This is a genomic window from Pontiella sulfatireligans, from assembly GCF_900890705.1.
In the GTDB taxonomy this organism is placed as follows: domain Bacteria; phylum Verrucomicrobiota; class Kiritimatiellia; order Kiritimatiellales; family Pontiellaceae; genus Pontiella; species Pontiella sulfatireligans.
Genome location: NZ_CAAHFH010000001.1, coordinates 342,386 through 365,017, shown reverse-complemented (window position 1 = coordinate 365,017; position 22,632 = coordinate 342,386). Strand labels below are relative to the sequence as shown.

Below are 22,632 nucleotides of genomic sequence, written 5' to 3'. Positions count from 1 at the left end.
CCATTTTAAACCATTAATTATTTTCGAAAGAATCTGTTCTAAAGACGCGCATCCACTAGTTCTCGGGGCAGCACATTTTTTATATCGTAGATCACGTTTTGTTCTGCACAAAGTGCTTTGAAATCCGTTGCGCTCATTGCCGCAAATTCATCATGCGCAACCGCCAGCACTACACAGTCGAACTTCTGTCCGCTGATCTCTGTCTTCTGTCCTCTAATCGTAAGTCCATACTCACGGTTAACTTCTTCGGGAGAAGCCCAGGGATCGTAGATGGTGACGTCCGAACCGTATCCCTCGAATGCATGGACAATGTCGACGACGCGGGTGTTGCGGACATCGGGGCAGTTTTCCTTAAAGGTTATACCCAGCACCAAAACCTTGGCGCCATTGACGGTAATTTTCTTTTTGAGCATCAGCTTAACGGTTTCATCCACCACAAACTGCCCCATGTGGTCGTTGATCCGGCGCTGGGCTGAGATCAGCTCGGGATAGTAGCCCGCTTGCTGCGCCTTAAAGCTGAGATAGTATGGATCGACCCCGATGCAGTGGCCCCCAACCAACCCTGGACGGAACGGCAGGAAGTTCCACTTAGATCCGGCTGCTTCCAGTACATCGAGTGTGTCGATGCCAATGCGGTTAAAGATCATGGCGAGTTCGTTGACCAGAGCAATATTAACGTCGCGCTGCGTGTTTTCGATCACCTTCGCCGCTTCCGCTACCTTGATGCTCGGCGCCTTGTGCGTTTCGACCGTAAGGATGCTGCGATAGAGTGCATCCACATAGTCAGCCGTTTCAGGCGTGGAGCCAGATGTGATTTTTACAATATTGGTCAAGCGACGAACCTTATCGCCGGGGTTGATGCGTTCGGGGCTGTAGCCGGCGTAGAAACCCGCGCCTTCAGGCGCGCAGAGGTCAGCTTCCGGCTCGGAGAGCGTTACGGCTCGGAGAGATGACGGAGGACAGAGATCAGAAGGCGAAGGGCTGGGATCAGAGGAGATATATTTTAGACCGGAAACCTTTTCCACAACGGGAATGCAGTCTTCCTCGGTTGCGCCGGGATAGACGGTCGATTCATAGATAACCACATCGCCTTTCGAGATGACCTTGCCAACGGTCTCGCTGGCTTTAATGAGCGGAGTCAGATCGGGACGGTTGGAGTTGTCGACGGGAGTCGGAACAGTGACGATGTAGCAGTTTGCGGTTTGAAGTTTGGAGATGTCGGTTGTGAAGGCCAGATGCTTCGCGGATGCGAGCTCTTCGGTGGAACATTCGAGGGTGGAGTCGGTTCCGCCCTTTAGTTCATCCACACGCGCTTCGTTAATGTCGAATCCGATGGTCGGGAACTTTTTTCCAAACTCGACGGCAAGTGGCAGGCCGACATAGCCGAGGCCAATGATACCGATCTGAACGTTGCCCAAATCAAAGTTGACGGTTGTTTGCTGGGGGTTGTTTGTTTTCATAGGTTTCTCCGGGTACGTTGCAAGGCAACGAGGGCTTAAGGTTTAGGTTTTAAGAGACAAAAAGGGCGCAATGGTTCGATCCTATAAAATGATGTTTTGGATTTGAGAGTCCGTACCAAAGGTGCAGAGTTAAGTTTCCCTCCTACATCTTAGGCTACGGCGGACAAATAGGTGTTAAGATTTAGGAACGGAACGTAGATAACAGCCAGCTGCCTATTACAACCGCGCATCTACAAGTTGACGAAGCAGGATGTTTTTAATGTCGAAGGGTTAGTACTTAGTTCCTGGTCCTTTGGGCTAAGTTTGCCGGAGTTGTTGATCGTTAGCCGAAAAGTTCCAGACGAGTGATGGCCGAGTAGCCAACCCACTCTGAAGCAACAGCCTTCTCAAGCGCCGCAACCGCCGGGGAAGAATTCCCAACGGCCTCTATGAGGATGTTGGTATCGAGCAGGCAACGCATTAATTCAGTTCCACTCCGACCGGATTCCTTGCTGCCAGTTCACGGAATCGCACCGGAGACTCAACTTTCCCAGCAAGGGCTTAATAACCGCCCAGTCCGGTTTTTTCGAGACAGGAGGCTTCAGCAGTGTGATTAGGACATGCGCATGGCTAGGCGAAAGGGTCAGAACGCTTTTATCATCATTTGTGCAAAAATCCGGGGTCGTCGCCCCGGTCTACATCATCTAAACCCCAACCAAACGCCTACCGACCAAAAGCCCAAAGCCGGTCAACCCAATAAAGCTCATTACGGCCGGTTCGGGGATCATTTCAACATTCATGCTATCTATGCCAATCGATCCTGAAGATGCGTAAAATTCGATTTTCACATTGGCGGCAACTTCCAGGCCTTCAGCAAAATCAATATAATCCTGATTTTGCTGAGAAAGGTCATCCCACCTGATCGCCACAGCATCCATCCCTGAAATCTTAACCGTAAATGTTTCTCCGCTGTCGAAAAGATTGAAATCAATCCGATCAATGCGCACGCTTTGGTCGAAGGAAAGAAACATAGTCTCGCCGACATCGAAAGCTCTTGAATCTTCTCCTGCAATATCAGAGTTGATACCAAAGTAATCGTTATTGGCATTGAGCGATTGAGTTCCGCTTCCCGATCGCGCACGCATTTCTAGGCCAGAGAATTCCTGAACCGTGTTGGTAATCCAAACATTGGACACGCCCTCCAACAAATCACCTGTGGTTACGGTCGAGGCATCCACGCCTTCGAAAACAATCATCTCTCCGTAGATTGATCCAACCGTCGAAAAAAGGGCTATTGAAATGGCTAGCCGCCCAACAATGCGGTACCGGCCCTTGCTTTTTGAGTTGTCCATGACGCGCCCCCTGCCTAATCAACGACAGCACGGTAAAAACCGCTATTGTTGGTTGCTTCAACCACCCAGTTGGTATCGGTCCAGAACGTGGACACCCTCTTCCAATCATTGGAAGCCAGATCGTCGCAGCGTTGCAGCACATAGTTGGTCGCGGCCGCTCCATTTAAATCTACAGCGATTTGGGAAACCCCATTGGAACTGCCGAATGACAGAATCAGCTCGTCTGTTCCTTCGGCGACCGTGAGATCCATGGAGTCCAAACCGATTTCGCCATCTTCTGTTGTATAGAATTCAATATCCGTATGCGCACCTACCGAAATATTGGTCCATATATAGTCTTGAGATAAGTTGTCCAGGCTGCTCCCGAGAATGACAACCGCAGCTTTTCCCTGAACAGAAAGCGTGAAGGTTTCATCCAACTCAAAATTCCTGAAGTCCAGCTTGGAAATTTCGACATCCTTGCTGAAGGAAAGAAAAAGCGACTCGCCCGCCTCAAAGCGTTCCTCCGCATCAACCGGGGTAAGCTTGTTGTTAATCCCCAAACTGTATCCATTCGCGTTAATCTGATGGTTTGTGCTTCCCGTTCGCGCCGACACCAGAAGCCCGGCGATTTCCGCAACGTTGGTTGTTATAGCCTCATCAAATGCGCCTTCTATGAACTCCCCAGTCGTAGGAAACTCGCTGTTCGTCTGAAAAACAACGGTTTCAGCTCCAACGCCGCCTGCCAGCCAGATTGCCGCCAACGAAACAATACACACCTTCTTCATCTTTACCTCCCTTGATGCCTTTGCGATTTAGAAAGGCAGACTAACAACAGAGGATTGTGCCAACAAAGAAAAATGAATCTTATTTTTAGTAAATTTTGCTAGAAAGTAAAACTTGCTTAGCGTCACGACACAAGTTTAGGAGGTATTAAAGCCTCACAGGCGCGGGCAATGCCGGTTCAGTTGATGAGCTATAAATAACCGTTTTTTAAGCATATCGGGAGAGAAAATCCTTATAAGCGAGTGCGATGCCTTCGCGCATGTCGATCTGCGGGCTCCAACCCTTCGATATTAAACGCGAGGAGTCCATCAGTTTGCGCGGCGTGCCGTCAGGCTTGGCGGCATCCCACTCAATCTCGCCCTCATAGCCAACGACTTCCTTCACGGTTTCAGCGAGCTCCTTAATGGTGACCTCCGCACCGGACCCCACATTGACATGCGACTGCACGGTGCCGGAGTCATCCTCGAAGGCCAAATCGGCATAGCTGATGTTTTCCAGCAGGAAAACACAGGCCTCGGCCAGATCGTCGCTGTAGAGGAATTCCCGCAAAGGCGATCCACTTCCCCAGCATTTGAGGGCAGTTTGAAGTTTTGAGTCTGGAGTTGAACCAAGACCATTGGTCTTTATGTGCTCATGCACATTATCGGTCGCTTCGCTCGCGGGGAGTTGTTGAATACCGGATTTCCCTAGCCAATCCAAAAGCTCGGTCTGGTTTGGAGTTTGGGGTTTGGTGTCTGAAGATTGAAGAACCAAATCTTTTTTTTGTGCCTTTTCGCGACTATAAACCTTTTTAAGACCAACCCAGTCCTCGTCCATGAGCGCCTTCGCCAAATGCATGCGGCGGATAAAGGCCGGCAAAACATGCGAATTTTCGGGGTGGTAGTTGTCGCCCGGCCCATACATGTTGGTGGGCATAGCTGAAATAAAGTTGGTTCCATACTGACGGTTATACGCATCGCACAGGCGGATGCCGGCAATCTTGGCTATGGCGTACGGCTCGTTGGTCGGCTCCAACGGTCCAGTGAGCAAATGCTCTTCCTTCATGGGCTGAGGCGCCAGCTTAGGATAGATGCAGCTCGATCCGAGGAACAGCAGCTTCTTCACCCCATGCACTTTAGCCGCATGGATCACATTCATTTCGATCATCAGGTTTTCGTAGATAAACTGACCGCGGTAGGTGCTGTTGGCCACGATGCCCCCCACCTTAGCGGCAACGAGCACCACATAGTCCGGCTTTTCGGCCGCGAAGAAATCTTCGACCGACTGCTGGTTGATCAGATCGACTTCGTCAATCGACTTGCCGATCAAGTTGGTGTAGCCGTGCCGTTCCAACGCACGCCAGATGCCGCTTCCCACCAGACCGCGGTGGCCGGCCACATAGATCCGCGCATCGCGCGGGATGGGGTTTAAAGTTGAGAGTTTGGAGTTTGGAGTAGTGCAACGCATGATGTTTTACCTCGAAGATTTAATCAATCCAGCTAACATTTTTCGAATAACAACCAGTTTCTCATCCATGTTTTCTTCCGAATCCTCATATCCCAGTTTATTAGCTATAATTAGTTGTGTTTCAACTTCCGCAGCCGAACCATCCGCAATCCGAAGAAAGTGAATGAAGTCCTTTGAGTGATGACGAGCACTGCCCTCTGCAATATTCGACGGGATGCTGACCGCCGCCCGTCTTATCTGGTTAGTAAGCCCGAACTTCTCCGAATCAGGAAAACCTGAAGAAATACGATAGATTTCAGCAACGACCTCTATGGATTTTTGCCAGACCTCTAGATCTTTGAAATCACTCACACCAAACTCCTAACACCAAACAGGAATCGATTAGAATCCAACTTCATAATTGGGGTCATCCAACAACCTCAGGTCGCCGTCGGTCATGATTTGAACGAGTTCCTCGAACTTAACCGTGGGTTCCCAGCCGAGCTGACGCTTGGCTTTGGACGGATCGCCGAGCAACTGTTCAACTTCACAGGGGCGATAATAGCGCTCGTCCATCCGAACAACAATGTCGCCGGTCGCTTTGTTTTTGCCGACTTCATTCACCTCTTCGCCTTCCCACACGATTTCGATGTCTACACGCGCAAATGATTTTTCGATGAACTCGCGAACGGTGTGCATTTCGTTTGTAGCCACCACATAGTCGTCGGGCGTTTCCTGCTGAAGCATCATCCACATCATTTCAACATAGTCGGGCGCATAGCCCCAATCGCGCCGGGCATTGATGTTGCCCATGTAGAGGCACTTTTGCTGACCGCGCGAAATGCGGGCAACGGCCATGGTGATCTTGCGGGTAACAAAGGTTTCACCGCGTCGCGGTGACTCGTGGTTGAACAGGATGCCGTTGCTGGCGTGCAATCCGTAGGATTCGCGATAGTTCTTCACGATCCAAAAGCCATACAGCTTGGCCACGGCATAGGGAGAGCGCGGATAGAACGGCGTGGTTTCGGTTTGTGGCACTTCCATCACCTGTCCGTAGAGCTCAGAAGTGGAGGCTTGGTAGAATCGAGCATCAATACCGGTCTCCTTGATGGCGTCGAGAATGCGCAACACTCCGATGGCATCTGCTTCGGCGGTGTATTCCGGCACCTCGAACGAAACCTGAACGTGCGACTGCGCGGCGAGATTGTAGATTTCCGACGGTTGAATCTTTTCGATCAACCGGTTTAAGTTGCTCGAGTCGGTCATGTCGCCGTAATGGAGGATCATCTGCGAATGCCCTTCCAGTTGATCCTGATAGAGGTGGTCGATGCGATGCGTATTGAAGGTGCTCGCCCGGCGGATGATGCCATGCACTTCATAGCCCTTAGCCAGCAGCAACTCAGTCAAATAAGACCCGTCCTGCCCCGTAATTCCTGTAATCAATGCCTTTTTCATTATCCTACTCCTATTTCTTATCAGTCAAAATACTTTGCAACCGCAAACGTCGGCAACACCTCGTCCTTTTCGGAAACCAATGGGATGCCGGCATCCGGCCACTCAATTCCAACCTCTGGATCATTCCAAATAACGCCGTACTCATCGCCCGGGGTGTAATAGTCGTCGCACTTGTAGATAAAATCAACCACATCGCTCAACACCAAAAAAGCATGCGCAAAGCCCTTGGGCACAAATAACTGATGCCCGTTTTCCGCCGAAAGGATTTCACCCACCCACTTGCCAAAGGTTGGAGAGCTGCGCCGCATGTCCACGACCACATCGAACACCTCGCCGCGCATCACGCTGACCAGCTTGGCCTGAGAATGCTCGTGCTGGTAGTGCAGGCCCCTCAGAACCCCCTTCGACGAACGCGACCAGTTGTCCTGAACAAACTGCACATTAATTCCTGCTTCGGCATACTGGAGCTGCTGGAAAGTTTGCTGAAAAAAGCCACGGCCGTCATTGAACCTGCGGGGCTTCAACAACTTCACGTCAGGAATTGCCAGATCAACCATTTCCATTAGATCAATCCTTCCGCCAAACGAAGCAAATATTGCCCATAGTTGTTCTTTTCCATGACCTTGCCCAAAACAACTAGCTGCTCCTTATCAATATAGCCCAGCCGATAAGCAATCTCTTCGATGCAGGAAATCTTAAGCCCCTGCCGCTTCTCGATGGTTTCAACATAGTTGGATGCTTCATGCATCGCGTCGTGCGTGCCGGTATCGAGCCAGGCGAATCCACGGCCTAGGTTTTGGACGTTCAGCTCACCCCATTCGAGATACTGCTTGTTCACATCGGTAATTTCCAGCTCGCCACGTGCAGAAGGTTTCATGTTTTCAGCAACTTCAACCACGCGGTTGTCGTAGAAATAGAGTCCGGGAATGGCAAAATTGGACTTAGGCTTTTCGGGTTTTTCCTCAAGCGACAGCGCCTTGCCGTTTTCATCAAACTCAACAATGCCGTAGCGCTCCGGATCAACCACCTGATAAGCAAAAATCGTTGCTCCGGCATCGCTGGCCGAAGCGTTCCCAAGCATATTCTGAAAACCATGCCCATAGAAGATATTATCGCCCAGCACCAGCGCAACGGAATCGTCGCCAATGAATTCCTTGCCAATGATGAACGCCTGCGCGAGACCGTCCGGGCTCGGTTGTTCGGCATAGCTGAAGTTCATACCAATTTTTGATCCATCGCCTAACAGCGTTTTAAACATGGGAAGATCGTGGGGCGTGCTGATGATCAGCACATCGCGAATGCCGGCAAGCATCAACGTCGAGAGCGGATAATAGATCATCGGCTTGTCGTACACCGGCAGCATCTGCTTGCTCACGACCTGCGTCAGCGGATACAACCGCGTTCCTGAACCACCTGCTAAAATAATGCCTTTCATAGTTCGCCCCCTTGCCCCTTTATTTTTTTGAGCTCTTCCACATCAAGCTTGTCTTTTACTCGACCTGCCTCTTGCTTAGCCGCGAGCAAATCCTTATAGCCCACTACTTTCATATTCATGCCTTCCATTTGAACAGATGCTGCTTGGTCTAAAATATCGGCCGTAGATTGCGAACTCATGGAAGTCAGCAAATCGATTTGGTTTGGTTGCTCACCCAGCGTGACCGCTGTGCCTTGGGACTGAAAATCCTTTTCAGAGAAGCCAGCATTCCCAAATCCAAATTCGGTTAGCGCCATCATGATCCTTGCTGCATTTGCTGCAGTGGGTAAAACCAGCAAATCAAAATCCATGGTCATTCGAACGAATCCATAATGAGCCACCGCGAATCCACCACAAACGGCAAAGTCCACGCCATGTTTGTTGAACAGCTCAACAAGCTCCTTCATGTCCTCCGAAAAATACATCAGCCCAGTTTTCGAATACAGGCGACCCTTTTAAGCGGCTTATAGTCAAACGCCATATCTCGAGCTACGATCAATGCCTTAATCCGCTCCGCGGGACTCATGCACAACATGTCTTTCCTACGAAAGTCATCCTGTTGAAGTACCTGCCCAACCCTAGCGGTTTTCTTGATCATTTAGTCCCTAAACGCTCACCGGAATAGCGGTCTTCGCGGATCGGGCGCCACCACCAATCGTTGTCGAGGTACCACTGAATCGTCCGGCGGATGCCGGTATCAAAATTTTCCAGCGCCTTCCAACCGAGTTCGGTTTCAAGCTTCGTGGCATCGATGGCATAGCGCATATCGTGCCCGGGACGGTCCGCTACATAAGTGATGAGATCCTTGTAGGATCCTTCGCCACGCGGACGGAGCTCGTCGAGAATGACGCAAATCGTTTCCACCACTTCTAGGTTGGTGCGCTCATTGCGACCGCCCACATTGTAGGTCTCGCCGAGCTTGCCGCTCTCCACCACGGTCACTAAAGCGCGCGCATGATCTTCCACATACAGCCAGTCGCGGATCTGATCGCCTTTCCCATAAATGGGTAGCGGCTTTTCATCAAGCGCATTCAGGATCACCAGAGGGATCAGCTTTTCCGGAAAATGATAAGGCCCATAGTTGTTCGAGCAGTTGGTGATCACGACCGGCAGGCCGTAGGTGTGGAACCAAGCCTTCACCAAGTGGTCGCTCGAAGCCTTGCTGGCCGAATACGGCGAGCGCGGATCGTAGGATGTGGTTTCTTCGAACAACCCCTCGGCGCCCAGCGAGCCGTAGACTTCATCGGTGGAAATATGATGGAAGCGGAATTCTGAGCGGTTTGGGGTTTGGAGTTTGGAGTTTGATGTTTTTTCAGGCAACGATTGCCAATATTCGCGGGCGCACTCCAGCATGTTGTAGGTGCCGACAATATTGGTTTCAATAAACGCGGACGGGCCGTCGATCGAACGGTCCACGTGCGACTCCGCGGCAAGGTGCATCACGGCATCCGGCTGATAGTCTGCAAATATCGAGGCCACCGCGGCTTTGTCGCAAACATCGGCCTTTTCAAAACGGTACAGCGGACTGTCTTCGATCTCTTTCAGCGACTCCGGGACGCCGGCATAGGTCAGCTTGTCGAGATTCAGTACAGAACATTCTTTATCCTTCACCAAATGCCGGCAAACCGCTGATCCAATGAATCCTGCACCGCCTGTAACGATCACTTTTTTCATAATAACTAGTCCTTAGAGCCACTTGCAAAACCTCCCGGTTTTGAGCGGCAGTTATCAGTTAATTGTTATTAGTTATCGGTGTTACACACTGCAGACGAATGGGTTTTGCCTGATAGCGAATAACTGACAACCAGTAACCGGAACAGCAAAGCCAGAGGTTTTGCAAGCTCCTCCTTAGTCTCTTGTTCTTAGTCTCTAGTAACATAGTCACGAATTAAGTGACTGGTATTTCACCACCCGCTTCGCTAGAGGCATGGAGGCTCGGAGAAAAAGAACCTTAACAAACTCAGTGCCTCTGGTGAATGGGTCGTTATTCACTCCCTATTCATGTGGTAAAAAATCCGGCCGGCGCGAGAATCCGTATACAACCGATGCAAGCTCCCTCCCTTTTTTCCAGCCTTCGATATCTTCAAACTTTTCAATCTTCATCTTTTCACCGTGGAATTGAAAAACAAGGCACTAAGGACAAAGCACTAGGAATACTCTTTTAAGATCGCACCTGCATTCTGCTGAACAAATAATTTAAGTTCGTCTTTCCAATCCCTGAATACATTCATGTCCAGTTCCTTGGCGTGCGCGTTTTCAAGAATCGAGTTAGCCGGGCGTTTGGTTGGAGTTGAAAACTCATCACTCGTGCAAGACACAAAGTTATGCTCAACCGCCAGCTCATCCAAGAAGGCGCACGCCAAATCAAACCAAGAGCAATGCCCCTCTGAAGAAGCGTGGAAAATTCCAGTCGCCTGCTTTTCTGCCACCGCTTGAATCTGCTGCGCCAAGGTATACGACCACGTGGGCGAGCCGTATTGATCGGCCACCACCTTGAATTGCTTGCCCGGATTTTGGAGCGTGAGGCGCAGCATCGTCTTCAGGAAATTATTCCCGTGGGCGCCATAGAGCCAGGCCGTGCGCAGGATGGCAAACCGCTTGGTGCGTTGCGCAATCGCCCGCTCGCCGGCCAGCTTCGATTTTCCATATTCAGAAATCGGGTTCGGCTCGTCTGTTTCAACCGTGCCGTCGAACAGCGGCTTGTCTCCGGGAAAAACATAGTCGGTGGAGACATGAACCAAAAAAGCGTTGTTCGCCTCTGTCCATTCAGCCAAGTGCCCGGGCAGATCCGCATTTGCCTTCCAGCAGTTTGCATCTGTTTCGCAGGCATCCACCGCCGTGTAGGCGGCGCAATTAACAATGAGCTCCGGCTGAAGCCGGTCCAGCGTTTCCAAACACGGGAAGCGGTCGGACAGATCCACCTCCGGCAGATCAACCCCCAATAAAACGGGAGCATCTTTGAAAACATCGAGGCAGTCGGTTCCGAGCTGCCCCTTCGATCCTGTGATAAGTATCTTTTGCATCGTTCGATGCTACAGAAGGGGGTAATCCAAAAAAGCCTTTTTCCTAACCGATGAAGCCCCGACCCTTCAGGTCGCCGATAATCATTTTGGATGCCGCCTCGGGCGAAAGGTCTTCGGTTGAAACCGTAATCTCGGCGTCTTGCGGCGCTTCATACGGATCGCTGATGCCGGTAAACTGCTGGATTTCGCCAGCACGCGCCTTTTTGTACAGCCCCTTCGGATCGCGCTGTTCGCACACTTCAAGCGGCGTATCGACAAATACTTCAATGAACGATTCATCGCCGATCACCTCTCGGGCCGAAGCACGGTCGGAAATATAGGGCGATATGAATGAAGTGATCACAATCACGCCTGCCTCATTCATCAGCGCCGCAACTTCGGCGATGCGGCGAATGTTTTCCTTGCGATCTTCCATCGAGAATCCAAGGTCGCGGTTCAGGCCGTGGCGCACATTGTCGCCATCGAGGATATAGCAAAGCTGCCCTTGGTCCGTGAGTTCCTTTTCCAGCTGCTGTGCAACCGTTGATTTCCCCGACCCGCTCAGTCCGGTCAGCCAAATGGTGGCCCCCGTTTGACCGAGCAGTTTCTGGCGGTCTTCGACACTGACCAAACTATCGCTTTTGACAATATTCTGGCTCACCGGCGATTTCTTATGCCCGGACTTGGAAACGATGCGATCGACAATCATACCCGCGCCCAGCGTTGCGTTGGACACACGGTCAACAATGATGAATGCGCCGGTCAACCGGTTGCGTTCATACGAATCGAATGCAATAGGCCGGTGCAGCGTAATGTGGCAGCGTCCGATCTCATTCAGGCAAAGCTCTGCTTTGCCTGAATGTGTGTCGCCTTCGCCTTTGTGTGAGGTAGGATGTAGACTGTCTTGTTCTACTTCCAACCTTCCACTTTCCACACCACCACAACCCTTCTCGCGCTTCATGGTGTTTACGTCCACCTTGTAGCGGATATCAGTAAGCACGCCAGGGATCATGCTGGAAGTGTGCTTGATCAAATAGCTCTTGCCCGGATTCGCCGCACCTTCGTGCATCCAAACCACCATGGCTTCAAATTCATTTCCAATGTGCGGAATGTTATTCACGGGAACAAGCATGTTGCCGCGCGATACGTCGATTTCATCCTCGAGCGTCACGGTGATCGCCTGCGTTGCGATGGCTTCATCAATTGCACCATCCGGACCGTAGATCGCCTTGATCTTCGACTGCTGGCGCGAAGGCAGGCTGGCCACCTCGTCGCCCACCCGTAAAACACCCGAGGCCATCGTTCCGCTGAACCCGCGGAAGTCCAAGTTCGGGCGCAGCACATACTGCACCGGCAGGCGCATATCAATCAGGTTCCGGTCGGATGAAATATTCACGCCCTCAAGATGGTGAAGGAAAGTCGGACCGTCATACCAATCGAGGTTTTTGCTTTGCGCCACCACGTTGTCGCCCTTGAGCGCAGATATCGGAATAAAGTGAATATCGGAAAAGTTGAGTCGGGCAACGAAATCGTTGTAGTCGTCGCGGATCTGCTCGTACTTTTCTTCTGACCAATCCACCAAGTCCATCTTGTTGACGGCCACGATGACGTGCTTGATGCCCAGCAACGAGCAGATGAAACTGTGTCGCTTGGTTTGGGTAATCACGCCGTAGCGCGCGTCGATCAGAATCACGGCCAGGTTGCAGTTGGAGGCGCCGGTGGCCATGTTCCGCGTGTATTGTTCATGGCCAGGGCAGTCAGCAATAATGAACTTGCGCTTGTCGGTCGAGAAGTAGCGGTAGGCCACGTCAATCGTAATCCCCTGCTCGCGTTCGGCCTTCAGGCCGTCGGTCAGCAGCGCCGGATCAAAATCCTCGTCAGTCGTACCGTAGACCTTCGAATCCTTCGTAATCTTTTCGAGCTGGTCCTCGTAGATCATGTGGCTGTCATACAACAGCCGGCCGATCAGCGTCGACTTGCCGTCATCCACCGAGCCGCAGGTCAGAAAGCGCAGGAGGTCCTTGTGCTCGTGCCGGCTGAGATATTCCGTAATATCCGACCGGATCAGGCCTTCTTCTTGAATTTTATAAGTAGAGTCGCTCATTTTAGAAATACCCGTCTTTTTTCTTGTCTTCCATCGAGGAATTGTCGCCGTCGATCACGCGGCCCTGACGTTCGGAAGTGGTCGTGAGCAGCATTTCCTGCACGATTTCCTCCACCGTCTCAGCCTCGGATTCCACTGCACCCGTCAGCGGGTAGCAGCCGAGCGTGCGGAAACGCACTTTTTTCAGCATCGGCGTTTCGCCATTCTTCAGCGGCATGCGGTCATCGTCGATCATGATCAGCGTTCCGTCGCGTTCAACCACGGGGCGTTCGGCCGCATAATACAGCGGTACAATCGGAATGTCTTCGCGCAGCAGGTAGAGCCAAATATCCAGCTCCGTCCAGTTCGAGAGCGGGAAGACCCGGATCGACTCGCCTTTATTGATCTTCGCGTTATAGAGGTTCCAAAGTTCAGGCCGCTGGTTTTTTGGATCCCACTGGTGGAATTCGTTGCGAAAGCTGTAGACGCGCTCTTTGGCGCGGCTCTTTTCCTCGTCGCGACGCGCGCCACCAAAAGCCGCGTCAAACTTATAGTGCTCAAGCGCCTGCTTGAGGCCATCGGTTTTCATGATCTGCGTATGCTTTTCTGACCCGTGCAGAAACGGGTTCGACTTGTCTTTCCCCTCCGGATTGATCCAGACCTTCAAATCGACCTGATACTTTTCAGCCATCAACGTGCGGAATTTGTACATTTCCTTAAACTTCCACTGCGTATCGATGTGCATCAGCGGAAAAGGAATCTTGCCCGGAGCAAACGCTTTATGCGCCAGGTGCAACATCACCCCTGAATCTTTGCCGATCGAATAGAGCATCACGGGATTGTCGAACTCCGCCGCCACTTCCCGGATGATGTGGATGCTTTCCGCTTCCAGCTGCTTCAAATGCGATAAGTTGTAACCGCTCATACTTTCTCTCCCAACTGCATCTTCGTTTCCTAAAGGCGAGTATTCCTATAACCTCTTTAGATATTTGTCTATGATTATTACACCATTTATTCATGCAATCCGCTTACCACAAAATAGGTGTTTAGCAGATTTTCCTTGTTGTAAGGCAAGTCCTTTAAATCAGAATTAACTGCTGTGTAGCTGGATGCAGCCACATCGCTGGCATATGAAAACACCCGGCCTCCCGCCGCGGTCACCACCGCATGGGCGGCTGCGGTGTCCCATTCCATGGTTGGAGCAATGCGCGGATAGATGTCCGCACTGCCCTCGGCCACCATGCAAAGCTTCAGCGAACTTCCGCGAGAAACCAGCTCCGCCGAACCAAATTTTTCTTCCAGCTCAGCGATAAACTGACGGGTCTCATCGTTGCAGTGCGATTTGGAGGCTACAACGCGCAAAGTGCGCTGCTTTGTAGAAAGTGAATAGTTGGAAGTGGAAAGTGCAACCGCTGACTTCAAAAGCTCATTATAGGTCTTTCCAACACACTCCATCGATTTCCATGCCGACATCCCACATTCCACATCCGACTGCCCGCAATAAATGGTTTCCTCGACAGGAACGTAAACAACCCCCATCAATGGAACACCGTCTTTAATCAGCGCAATGTTCACCGTAAATTCGCCGTTCTTTTTAATGAATTCCTTGGTGCCGTCGAGCGGATCGACCAGCCAGTAGGTTGTCCACCCCTTGCGCTCGCTATAGCCGATTTCCGCACTCTCCTCCGAGAGAACCGGGTACGGCGTGGTTTCCAGCGCTTTTACGATAATATTGTGCGCGGCCTTGTCGGCCGAAGTCAGCGGCGACTCATCGGCCTTGTACTCCACTTCAAAATCCTGGGCATAAATTTCCAGAATCGCTTCGCCCGCCTCGATGGCGGCTTTAACTGCAATTTCAATCATATTCATTACTCCACGGTTACAGATTTTGCGAGATTACGCGGCTGATCGATTTCGCATCCGCGCGCCGCGGCAATGTGGTACGACAGCAGCTGCAACGCCACGACGGTCGGAATTGGCGTGATGCTCGGCGGGCAGTTTGGAATCACAATCACATCATTAAATTCATCAGCAATTTCTTCATCGCCCTCGCTGACCACGGCAATCACCGGCGCGTTGCGAGCCTTGCATTCCTCGGCGTTGCCCAGCGTCTTGTCCTTGCCGGGAATGTCGTTCAACAGCGCCACGACCGGCGTGTTCTCCTGCAGGAGCGCAATCGGCCCGTGCTTGAGTTCGGCGGCGTGGTAGCCTTCGGCATGCACATAGCTGATTTCCTTCAGTTTGAGCGCGCCCTCGAGCGCAACGGGGAAGAGGTAGCCGCGCCCGATGAAAAAGGCGTTTTCACACTTAGCATATTTCTCCGCCACAGCCTTGATGGCATCGTTCTGCTCCAGCACCTTTTCAACCAGCTCCGGCAGGCGCTCGATCCAGCGGCACATCTCTTCGCCTTCGTGCCGCGGCATGCGGCGGGTGCGCGCAATCTTCAGCGCCATCATCAACATAACCGACACCTGGCAGGTGAACGCCTTGGTCGAGGCCACGCCGATTTCCGGGCCGGCGTGCAAATAAACGCCGCGCCCGGTTTCGCGGGCAATCGTCGAGCCTACCACGTTGCAGATGCCGGCCACCGTCGCGCCCTTGTGCTTCGCTTCGCGCACAGCCGCCAACGTGTCGGCCGTTTCGCCCGACTGGCTGATTGCCACAACTAGGTCGTGCGGCGTGATGATGGGGTTGCGGTAGCGGAACTCGGCCGCCTGCTCCACTTCGGCAGGAATGCCTGCCATTTCTTCAAAGGCATATTCTCCCACCATGCCGGCGTGCATCGACGTGCCGCAGCCGACCACCAAAACGCGGCTGATCAGGGCCGAATCGCGCGGCGAAAACTCAAGGCCGGATAACACGGCGGTGCCCATATCAAAGTCGAGGCGTCCGCGGATGGCGTTTCGGATGGCGTCGGGCTGCTCGAACATTTCCTTCAACATGAAATGTTTGTAGTCGCCCTTTTCGGCAGCGCCCTCGTCCCAGTCCATCGTGGTTGTTTCGCGGTTAACCGGAGCGTGCTGCAGGTCAAACATGGTTACGCCGTCGGCGGTGATCACCGCCATATCGAAGTCTTCCAAATAGACCGCATCGCGGGTGTGCGGAATAATCGCGGCGGCATCGCTGGCCACCAGGGTTTCATCCTTGCCCAGCCCCAGCACAATCGGACTGCCGCAGCGCGCGGTCACCAGCTTGTCCGGCTCGTGGTCGGTCAGCACCACAATGCCGTAGGTGCCCTTCACCTTTTTAAGCGCCTCGCTAACGGCCTTTTCCAGATTGTCCTTGTAGCAGTAGGCGATCAGCTGGATGAGCGCTTCGGAATCGGTGTCGGATATGCACTCGATGCCTTGTTGCGAAAGTCCCTTGCGGATTTCCTTGTAGTTTTCGATGATCCCGTTGTGCACCATCACAAAATGCCCGGACGCATCCATATGCGGGTGCGCGTTGATCTCATTGGGCGGGCCGTGCGTCGCCCAGCGCGTGTGGCCGATCCCCAGCGTCGACGCCGCTAAAACACCCAAGCCGGATGCATCTACCTTTTCGCGCAGCCCCTTGATTTTTCCGGGACACTTGACTACGCCGATTTCGCCGTCATACAGGCAGGCAATCCCCGCCGAGTCATAGCCCCGGTATTCCATCCGGCGCAAACCATCCACCAAAATTTCTGATGCATTGCGTTTCCCAAAATAACCTACGATTCCACACATAATGAGAATTCCTAATTTCCAATTTAGATAGTCCGGATGGAATGCAATCCCATCCGGTACGCTGCCGCCCTCGGTCGTTCAGCCCCTAAGGCTGAAACCTTCCCTGCATCCTCAAATTGTACAAAATATCCAAGCATTGGATATTCGGCGTGCGGAACTATTCTTCCGACGCCAACCGGTGTTTGATCCGATGCTCCAGCGCATCGGTCGGGAACTCCGCTTCCACCAGCGTTCCCAGCATTTCCAGCAAAACACTAACGCGGTCCTCGGCCGGCATCACCTTGACGACTTTCACCGTCAAACCGCGCATCGAACCTTCTAAAATTGTAGTTTCCTCGCCCACTTCCAGCGGAACGCCCGCATCCACCACGCTCTCTTCGTTGAGATCCTTTTGGAGCGACTCAACAACGGAGTCCGGAATCGGCACTATCCGGCCGTTGAAAACCGGAATATTCATCACCCCCGGCGCATAGGAAACCGCACGCTTCATCTCGTACAGATCGAACCGCACAAATATATAGCCCGGAAACATCGCCTCTTGGAACCAAACCGGCCCACGGGCGGTCTTGCGCCGGAAACGGATTTGCGGACAAAAAACATCCAGCCCGAACTGCGATGCCAAATTGGATGCGGCCATCCGCTCTTTCTTGGGCTTCGTGCGCACGCAATACCACTGCTCGCCTCTTGGAAATTGTTCCGTTGCGATCATTGCTAGCTGCCAATCAACTTAAGAACCAAGGGAAGCGTTTTTCCCGCCTTCTTCTGCCAATTCCCTAAAAGTTCAATTTTTTCATCCAACAGCTCCCGGTCATCACCGGTTTCTTCAGCCAGCAGCTCCCGTATCCGCTCAATCCGATCCTCTGCGCTGGCGACATGCGGTTGAATCTGCTCGCTCGCAAACCCGGAAGCAATTTTCCGCAGCGAAGTTTCCGCCGTATAATAATCCTTGCGGTCTCCCTGAATGTAAACCGTCCGGATTGCTCCAAAAGTTCGTAAAATCTTCAATCCCTGGCTGGTCGACCCCTTGCTGATATTTAAACGGATGCGACAGTCGTCGAGACAAAGCGGCTCCTTCGAAATAAAGAGAATGCCATAGATTTCGCCCACCGAACGGGGCAAATTAAGCACATCCGCCATTCGAACGAAAAGCGCGACAACCTCGCGCTCTAACTCACTCAAAACTGGGCCGTTTTCCATCCCTTGATTCATGATGTTCAACTTATACTGAACAAACCAACCGGCCACAACTTAATTATGGTCTAAATCAGAAAGCGGTTTATTCAGCTTCCAACATGAAACTGGCTCCCTTCACCTTCCGTCTTTATGCGCTTTGAATGTTTTCAACAGAATGAACTTGCAGAAAAGCCGTTCGAATTTATACATTCCGCCCCTTCCACACACGGAGAGATGTCTGAGTGGTTTAAGGTACCGGTCTTGCCACGTGATTCCGCAAAGCGGAAAACGTGGTCGCGTTCCAGCCCTAAGGCTGGTCACGCGAAAAACCGGAACACTGATGAAATGTATTATGTATACGTACTTCATAGCACTGAACACGACCGCCTTTATGTGGGTAGCAGCGCTGAACCTGATGAGCGATTAAAGTCGCACAATGCAGGCCGGGTGAGGTCTACTAAGGCTTATCGGCCATGGAAAAGGGTTTTTCTGGAGGAGCATTCCGATAGGAACACCGCAGAAAAGAAAGAGCGGCATCTCAAGTCAGGCTGGGGACGCCGTTGGCTCAAAGAGCAAATTTAGGAGAGATGTCTGAGTGGTTTAAGGTACCGGTCTTGAAAACCGGAGAGGCGCAAGCTTCCGGGGGTTCGAATCCCTCTCTCTCCGCCATTTTTACAAGTAGTTTGTGGGGCGCTAATTGAAAATATTAGCGCCCTCTTTTTTTGCCCTTCTTACAATGAGGCTTACAATAAGTCCGACCGTGTCGGGCATGTTTTTGGGTGTCGTGGAGTGTAGTTTGAAGTGCTGTTACTTACCCATCCAGAGGACTCTTCACTCCAAGTTTGTTTTTATTCGCTACATGCGTGTAGATCATGGTGGTTTTGATGTCGGAGTGGCCTAGTAGTTCCTGAATTGTTCTGAGGTCGGTTCCTGATTCCAATAGGTGCGTTGCAAAGGAATGCCTCAATGTGTGGGAAGTAACCCGCTTTGTGATGCTTGCTAACAATGAAGCCTGTTTTAATCGAGCGCTGGTAACTTCTGGGGTATTTATGGTGTCTGCGAACTATGCCGGAGCGAGGATCTCTGGAGAGATGATCATCAGGGAAGACCCAGAACCATTTCCACTCCGTGCCGGCATTCGGATATTTTCGTTCTAAGGCACCGGGGAGCGCAACGCCGGGGAGGTTCTTCTTGCGGTCCGCATCGTTAATGCAGGTAATTTTCGACCATCATAACAAAACCTCCTACTTGGTCGTACCGTACCACGAAGTAGGCTAATTAGGTATAAAAAAGGACAAAAACCACAGCAAATACAACGCAATTGTAATAATCCTTGCTAAAATACATATAAGAAGTAAGCTATTGGCAGAAAAATGGTACGTACCACTAATAATTATGTTGGCTACATATAAGAAACTCTATGGACAATAAACCTGAATATCAAAATGTGACCGTGAGTGATAAAATGGAAGAAGCACTCCAGACCGTCTTTAAATTATCCACCGGTGCACTAGCCTTATCTATCACTTTTAAAAGTGGATTAGTATCTGATGCAACAACACACCTTTGGACTCTAGCGACCTCATGGATTTTTCTATCGCTTGTTGTTTTTTCATTCGTCGCCAACAAATTAATTGATTTGAGGGTGAAAATGAGTGTTCAGTCTTACCTCAAAGACAATCCCGCTGATATCGAAAGGCTAAATGGTTTATCATCACTACATGACTATCCTTCATCATTGAAAAAACCTGTTGTAGCCAAGCTCTTTTGCATACTCACTCTCTTTATCAGCTTCATGTTTGGAGTTCTGTTTTTATTGGCATTTGCACTAACAAATTTAAATAATTAGCCAACCAGAGCATGGACCCTATCGTGAAAACGCCCGTTGATAAAGTTGAAGCACAGGGCACTCAGGGTCACGCTTAACGTTCAGATAAAAATAAGGACATCGTTTTGAAAAAAACCGAAACCTATTACGCTATCCATGTCGTTCAACATCCCAAAGGTTTGAACGGAATAACCTCCACCCTTAAAGGGCAAGTATACTTGGGCAAAAAAGGAAAGTTGTGTTCGATTGGAAATGAATGTGCATTTGCCTCAGAACAAGAAGCGTTGGAACGAATCAAACGATTTAAACCAAAAGCAAAGAACAGAAATGAATATGAATTTGAGATTGTTGAGTGTGGTTCAACAATTGGAGTCAAAGGTAGTATCTTAACTCCACAAAACTATTACATTTCCATACTGAAAATTCCTGAAGAAAGATTAGTCAGACAACCGAGTTTGAGAATTCTATTTGAACGCGATGGTTGTGTTTTGGGAGGAAACAACATTCCTGTAAAACACAAAAAAGCCCATTGGTTCGAGACTCAATCAGATGCCAGAGAATACATCGAAAAGTTACAGCAGAATCCGAGATTTGAAGGATTCGTATTTAGGATAGAAGAAAATCCAGATTCAAAAAAATAATCGAACCAGCGGGTTGACCTTACCGTGAAAACGCCCGTTGAGTCAGGCAAAGCACAAGGCACGGCAGGTCACCCGTAACGTTGGGTAACTAGATAAAAAATGAATAAATAAATTATGAGCAATGAAGAAATAACCGTTTCATTTTTCACATTCACCCTAGAATCACTCAAGATTATCGCGGGCGCATTTGTGGGTGCAACAGCGGCATTTGCCTTTGAACGTAGAAAAAAGAAAGATGATGAAGTTGAACGCCAAAAGAACGTCATAGTTGAAACCCAATTTGCCCTGGCCAGTCGCATAAATTTCGTGACGGGGGTTAACAAAGGTAGTCTAAACGAACACAAGGACAACCCACTCCGTTGGATAAAACTATTGCCACTTGAAATACACCCCGTCGTTCCCAAAATAAAGATTGATGAACTTGTTTTTATCCTCTTCTCAAAGGATGCGAACTTGCTTTCTGAAATCAATCTTATCGATGAAGCATTTGATTCTTTCGTGGGAGCCATGAAAAGACGTAATGAACTTCATCTTGATTTTCAAAACCATCCTGAAAAACCGAATCCAAACTTTGAAGAAATAATGACTGCGTTAACCGACGGGATTTATAAGTATTCGGAAGACCTAGAGAGTAGTATTGAGAAAACGATGTCACTTTTGCTCGATCTCATAAAAACTGGATATAAAAATGGCAAAGGTTTGAGTTTGGATCCCGTGGAGGCATCACACTCTAAAGACAAAGCTAAAGATACTAATTAAACGAAATAACCCAACCAACGAAGTCAGCTTATCGGTCGCTCCGCTCCCGAACGCTGCTTCGAGACGTTAGGAAAGGAAGGAAAGATATGAGTATATTCAAGAAACTATTTGGAGGTTCTGGAAACTCTGGAGGTTCCAATTGCTCCGCGCGCTCAGGGTGATCCGTGACGTTGGCTACAAATAAAAAATGACTAACACAATTGCACAAGTAACAAACGCTATAGTGAATGAGCCATTAAATTCATCCAGCCTCATTACTCAATATGGAAGCGGAATAATTACTAGCGTTTTGACCGCTGCTATTCTTGGCGCAGGAGCCATATTCTGGCGATACTTCGGCCATCCTGCCCTAACTCTTCGTATAAAACATCGTGATGAAAACAAACGAAGAGACGCTCTCATTAAGTCGTTCAACCAGTTGGTCTGTTCTGGCGGTATTGACTGTATTAAGCAAAAACATTTTGTCGCAATTGAGCTTCCAAATCAGACGTCCCAGCCAGTCGTTGTAAGATCGGTCCGTCTTGTGGAGGATGGCCGACCTGTTTATGGGTTATGGCATGACCCAAATCATCATGGACTATCCAGAGATCGAACAGAAATTGTGAAAACAGGAGTAAGGATCGCCCCACGTAGTCACGGGACGTGGTACTTTACAGGGCCAGAGTTCACCAGTGAACAATGTCCCGACATTCGATACTGCCAAATTGATTTTGAATACTTTCTGGATGATCAAGATATATACGTTCATTCCATGCGGTCGCCGGAGGATAAGGGTGATACTATTTTTACCATGTTCAAGATGTGGTGGAAGGCCGTTGGAGAGGATATAAAAAAGAAGAAAAAACAGCCAACCAGATCCTAGACCCTACTTGGACAACGCCCGTAGATTCGGTCAAAGTCTATTTCCCAAGCGGATCAGGATTAACGTTCGGCACTGAAAGAATATGAACTCACAAGATGAAATCCTGAATATCGCCCCTGGTCGCGATGGAAAGCAAAGAGGTGGTTTTAAGTCAGGGGTCAGTCCGCTTAATTCGTTATTTGTACTCGGGCCAGTCCTATGAAGTAATGTTTTCAAAAGCCCCCTCCCCTGTTTCGCGCATAACGCGGTCAAAGAGCGCGAGAATCGGTTTCATGTCCTGCGCGCTGTTTTCATCGCCGTCAATCAGCTTGTAAAGCGGGTCAATGATGATGAGTTCTGCGCGCGCGATTTGCGACGCGCAGAAATCCGCGCCACGTAAATTCATGATTTTCAGGTTTCCGCACAATTTATCAATATCCATGCGCATCGCGCGCGCAACGGTGTTTACGCGTTTATGAAAATGCGCGTCTTTAATTTCAAATTGCACCGTTACATCTTCCGTTCTTTTGGCTCTTCCCCGTCAAGGCAATCGCCCCTGGTCGCGACGGAAAGCAAAAAGGTGGTTTTAAGCGCAACTTTAGTCATTTGTCATTTGGCACCCTTAAAGGGGTGCGCCAAATAACAAATGAATGACTTGGTATTTGGTAGGTTTGGGAATAACAAATCA

23 protein-coding genes, 1 tRNA gene and 1 pseudogene are annotated in these 22,632 nt (G+C 50.4%); 6 read left to right on the top strand and 19 right to left on the bottom strand.

Annotated features, from left to right (window positions below):
* Window positions 1-38 precede the first annotated feature (38 nt).
* The 17 genes from SCARR_RS01450 to SCARR_RS01370 form a co-directional block, all read right to left on the bottom strand.
* Window positions 39-1,460, bottom strand: a complete 1,422-nt coding sequence (locus SCARR_RS01450) for a nucleotide sugar dehydrogenase (RefSeq protein WP_136059755.1) — start codon at window positions 1,458-1,460, stop codon at window positions 39-41.
* A gap of 683 nt (window positions 1,461-2,143) precedes the next feature.
* Window positions 2,144-2,791 (bottom strand): hypothetical protein, encoded by a 648-nt coding sequence (locus SCARR_RS01445; protein ID WP_136059754.1) that lies wholly within the window; start codon window positions 2,789-2,791, stop codon window positions 2,144-2,146.
* Between the two features lie 14 nt (window positions 2,792-2,805).
* Window positions 2,806-3,558 carry a hypothetical protein gene (locus tag SCARR_RS01440; RefSeq protein WP_136059753.1) on the bottom strand — a complete coding sequence of 251 codons (753 nt, stop codon included), beginning with the start codon at window positions 3,556-3,558 and terminating at the stop codon, window positions 2,806-2,808.
* A gap of 205 nt (window positions 3,559-3,763) precedes the next feature.
* Complete coding sequence (locus SCARR_RS01435; protein ID WP_136059752.1) at window positions 3,764-5,002, bottom strand: GDP-L-fucose synthase family protein; 1,239 nt, start codon at window positions 5,000-5,002, stop codon at window positions 3,764-3,766.
* A 6-nt stretch (window positions 5,003-5,008) separates the two neighbouring features.
* A complete protein-coding gene (locus tag SCARR_RS01430) occupies window positions 5,009-5,353 on the bottom strand; it encodes a four helix bundle protein (RefSeq protein WP_136059751.1) in 345 nt (114 codons plus the stop codon).
* Window positions 5,354-5,383: 30 nt separating this feature from the next.
* Window positions 5,384-6,436 (bottom strand): GDP-mannose 4,6-dehydratase, encoded by a 1,053-nt coding sequence (gmd, locus tag SCARR_RS01425; protein WP_136059750.1) that lies wholly within the window; start codon window positions 6,434-6,436, stop codon window positions 5,384-5,386.
* Between the two features lie 20 nt (window positions 6,437-6,456).
* Window positions 6,457-6,999, bottom strand: a complete 543-nt coding sequence (gene rfbC / locus SCARR_RS01420; protein ID WP_136059749.1) for a dTDP-4-dehydrorhamnose 3,5-epimerase — start codon at window positions 6,997-6,999, stop codon at window positions 6,457-6,459.
* Window positions 6,999-7,871, bottom strand: a complete 873-nt coding sequence (rfbA, locus tag SCARR_RS01415) for a glucose-1-phosphate thymidylyltransferase RfbA (protein WP_136059748.1) — start codon at window positions 7,869-7,871, stop codon at window positions 6,999-7,001. The genes rfbC and rfbA overlap by 1 nt, the downstream gene beginning before the upstream one ends.
* A complete protein-coding gene (locus SCARR_RS01410; protein WP_222846126.1) occupies window positions 7,868-8,317 on the bottom strand; it encodes a nucleotidyltransferase in 450 nt (149 codons plus the stop codon). Before SCARR_RS01410 ends, rfbA begins: the two co-directional genes overlap by 4 nt.
* 187 nt (window positions 8,318-8,504) lie before the next feature.
* Window positions 8,505-9,584: a dTDP-glucose 4,6-dehydratase gene (gene rfbB / locus SCARR_RS01405; RefSeq protein ID WP_136059746.1), complete on the bottom strand. Its 1,080-nt coding sequence runs from the start codon at window positions 9,582-9,584 to the stop codon at window positions 8,505-8,507.
* Between the two features lie 473 nt (window positions 9,585-10,057).
* Window positions 10,058-10,933 (bottom strand): dTDP-4-dehydrorhamnose reductase, encoded by an 876-nt coding sequence (gene rfbD / locus SCARR_RS01400; protein WP_136059745.1) that lies wholly within the window; start codon window positions 10,931-10,933, stop codon window positions 10,058-10,060.
* Between the two features lie 43 nt (window positions 10,934-10,976).
* Window positions 10,977-13,016, bottom strand: a complete 2,040-nt coding sequence (gene cysN / locus SCARR_RS01395) for a sulfate adenylyltransferase subunit CysN (protein WP_136059744.1) — start codon at window positions 13,014-13,016, stop codon at window positions 10,977-10,979.
* Window position 13,017: 1 nt separating this feature from the next.
* The gene (cysD, locus tag SCARR_RS01390) at window positions 13,018-13,920 is read right to left on the bottom strand and encodes a sulfate adenylyltransferase subunit CysD (RefSeq protein WP_136059743.1); all 903 of its coding nucleotides are present in this window, start codon (window positions 13,918-13,920) and stop codon (window positions 13,018-13,020) included.
* Window positions 13,921-14,006: 86 nt separating this feature from the next.
* Window positions 14,007-14,858: a 3'(2'),5'-bisphosphate nucleotidase CysQ gene (cysQ, locus tag SCARR_RS01385; protein ID WP_136059742.1), complete on the bottom strand. Its 852-nt coding sequence runs from the start codon at window positions 14,856-14,858 to the stop codon at window positions 14,007-14,009.
* A 5-nt stretch (window positions 14,859-14,863) separates the two neighbouring features.
* Window positions 14,864-16,702: a glutamine--fructose-6-phosphate transaminase (isomerizing) gene (gene glmS / locus SCARR_RS01380; protein WP_136059741.1), complete on the bottom strand. Its 1,839-nt coding sequence runs from the start codon at window positions 16,700-16,702 to the stop codon at window positions 14,864-14,866.
* A gap of 157 nt (window positions 16,703-16,859) precedes the next feature.
* Entirely contained in the window at window positions 16,860-17,411 is a 552-nt protein-coding gene (nusG, locus tag SCARR_RS01375) for a transcription termination/antitermination protein NusG (protein ID WP_136059740.1), read from the bottom strand.
* 2 nt (window positions 17,412-17,413) lie between these two features.
* Window positions 17,414-17,911 (bottom strand): GbsR/MarR family transcriptional regulator, encoded by a 498-nt coding sequence (locus SCARR_RS01370; RefSeq protein WP_136059739.1) that lies wholly within the window; start codon window positions 17,909-17,911, stop codon window positions 17,414-17,416.
* A gap of 114 nt (window positions 17,912-18,025) precedes the next feature.
* Here SCARR_RS01370 and SCARR_RS29210 point away from each other — a divergent pair, with 114 nt between their 5' ends.
* The gene (locus tag SCARR_RS29210) at window positions 18,026-18,457 is read left to right on the top strand and encodes a GIY-YIG nuclease family protein (protein WP_342803669.1); all 432 of its coding nucleotides are present in this window, start codon (window positions 18,026-18,028) and stop codon (window positions 18,455-18,457) included.
* Window positions 18,457-18,544: transfer RNA gene (locus tag SCARR_RS01360), tRNA-Ser, on the top strand. Before SCARR_RS29210 ends, SCARR_RS01360 begins: the two co-directional genes overlap by 1 nt.
* A 142-nt stretch (window positions 18,545-18,686) precedes the next feature.
* On the opposite strand, the pseudogene SCARR_RS29205 reads toward SCARR_RS01360, so the two are convergent.
* A pseudogene (locus tag SCARR_RS29205) lies at window positions 18,687-19,074 on the bottom strand (tyrosine-type recombinase/integrase); the annotation flags it as partial.
* Window positions 19,075-19,295: 221 nt separating this feature from the next.
* Between SCARR_RS29205 and SCARR_RS01350 the strand changes: the two are divergent.
* From SCARR_RS01350 to SCARR_RS01335, 4 genes are all read left to right on the top strand, one after another.
* Entirely contained in the window at window positions 19,296-19,724 is a 429-nt protein-coding gene (locus SCARR_RS01350) for a hypothetical protein (RefSeq protein WP_136059737.1), read from the top strand.
* 104 nt (window positions 19,725-19,828) lie between these two features.
* Entirely contained in the window at window positions 19,829-20,344 is a 516-nt protein-coding gene (locus SCARR_RS01345) for a hypothetical protein (RefSeq protein WP_136059736.1), read from the top strand.
* A gap of 114 nt (window positions 20,345-20,458) precedes the next feature.
* The gene (locus SCARR_RS01340; RefSeq protein WP_136059735.1) at window positions 20,459-21,103 is read left to right on the top strand and encodes a hypothetical protein; all 645 of its coding nucleotides are present in this window, start codon (window positions 20,459-20,461) and stop codon (window positions 21,101-21,103) included.
* 187 nt (window positions 21,104-21,290) lie between these two features.
* Window positions 21,291-21,965 carry a hypothetical protein gene (locus tag SCARR_RS01335; RefSeq protein WP_136059734.1) on the top strand — a complete coding sequence of 225 codons (675 nt, stop codon included), beginning with the start codon at window positions 21,291-21,293 and terminating at the stop codon, window positions 21,963-21,965.
* Window positions 21,966-22,161: 196 nt separating this feature from the next.
* On the opposite strand, the gene SCARR_RS01330 is transcribed toward SCARR_RS01335, so the two are convergent.
* Window positions 22,162-22,452, bottom strand: a complete 291-nt coding sequence (locus SCARR_RS01330; protein WP_136059733.1) for an AAA family ATPase — start codon at window positions 22,450-22,452, stop codon at window positions 22,162-22,164.
* Window positions 22,453-22,632: the final 180 nt, after the last annotated feature.

Bases quoted from the DNA above. Each gene is read 5' to 3' on its own strand.
- cysQ (WP_136059742.1), bottom strand. From the start codon at position 14,858: ATGATTGAAATTGCAGTTAAAGCCGCCATCGAGGCGGGCGAAGCGATT.
- SCARR_RS01440 (WP_136059753.1), bottom strand. From the start codon at position 3,558: ATGAAGAAGGTGTGTATTGTTTCGTTGGCGGCAATCTGGCTGGCAGGC.
- SCARR_RS01370 (WP_136059739.1), bottom strand. From the start codon at position 17,911: ATGAATCAAGGGATGGAAAACGGCCCAGTTTTGAGTGAGTTAGAGCGC.
- rfbA (WP_136059748.1), bottom strand. From the start codon at position 7,871: ATGAAAGGCATTATTTTAGCAGGTGGTTCAGGAACGCGGTTGTATCCG.
- cysD (WP_136059743.1), bottom strand. From the start codon at position 13,920: ATGAGCGGTTACAACTTATCGCATTTGAAGCAGCTGGAAGCGGAAAGC.
- rfbC (WP_136059749.1), bottom strand. From the start codon at position 6,999: ATGGAAATGGTTGATCTGGCAATTCCTGACGTGAAGTTGTTGAAGCCC.
- nusG (WP_136059740.1), bottom strand. From the start codon at position 17,411: ATGATCGCAACGGAACAATTTCCAAGAGGCGAGCAGTGGTATTGCGTG.
- SCARR_RS01340 (WP_136059735.1), top strand. From the start codon at position 20,459: ATGAGCAATGAAGAAATAACCGTTTCATTTTTCACATTCACCCTAGAA.
- gmd (WP_136059750.1), bottom strand. From the start codon at position 6,436: ATGAAAAAGGCATTGATTACAGGAATTACGGGGCAGGACGGGTCTTAT.
- glmS (WP_136059741.1), bottom strand. From the start codon at position 16,702: ATGTGTGGAATCGTAGGTTATTTTGGGAAACGCAATGCATCAGAAATT.
- SCARR_RS29210 (WP_342803669.1), top strand. From the start codon at position 18,026: ATGCGCTTTGAATGTTTTCAACAGAATGAACTTGCAGAAAAGCCGTTC.
- SCARR_RS01450 (WP_136059755.1), bottom strand. From the start codon at position 1,460: ATGAAAACAAACAACCCCCAGCAAACAACCGTCAACTTTGATTTGGGC.
- SCARR_RS01435 (WP_136059752.1), bottom strand. From the start codon at position 5,002: ATGCGTTGCACTACTCCAAACTCCAAACTCTCAACTTTAAACCCCATC.
- rfbD (WP_136059745.1), bottom strand. From the start codon at position 10,933: ATGCAAAAGATACTTATCACAGGATCGAAGGGGCAGCTCGGAACCGAC.
- cysN (WP_136059744.1), bottom strand. From the start codon at position 13,016: ATGAGCGACTCTACTTATAAAATTCAAGAAGAAGGCCTGATCCGGTCG.
- SCARR_RS01410 (WP_222846126.1), bottom strand. From the start codon at position 8,317: ATGAAGGAGCTTGTTGAGCTGTTCAACAAACATGGCGTGGACTTTGCC.
- SCARR_RS01350 (WP_136059737.1), top strand. From the start codon at position 19,296: ATGGACAATAAACCTGAATATCAAAATGTGACCGTGAGTGATAAAATG.
- rfbB (WP_136059746.1), bottom strand. From the start codon at position 9,584: ATGAAAAAAGTGATCGTTACAGGCGGTGCAGGATTCATTGGATCAGCG.
- SCARR_RS01335 (WP_136059734.1), top strand. From the start codon at position 21,291: ATGACTAACACAATTGCACAAGTAACAAACGCTATAGTGAATGAGCCA.
- SCARR_RS01445 (WP_136059754.1), bottom strand. From the start codon at position 2,791: ATGGACAACTCAAAAAGCAAGGGCCGGTACCGCATTGTTGGGCGGCTA.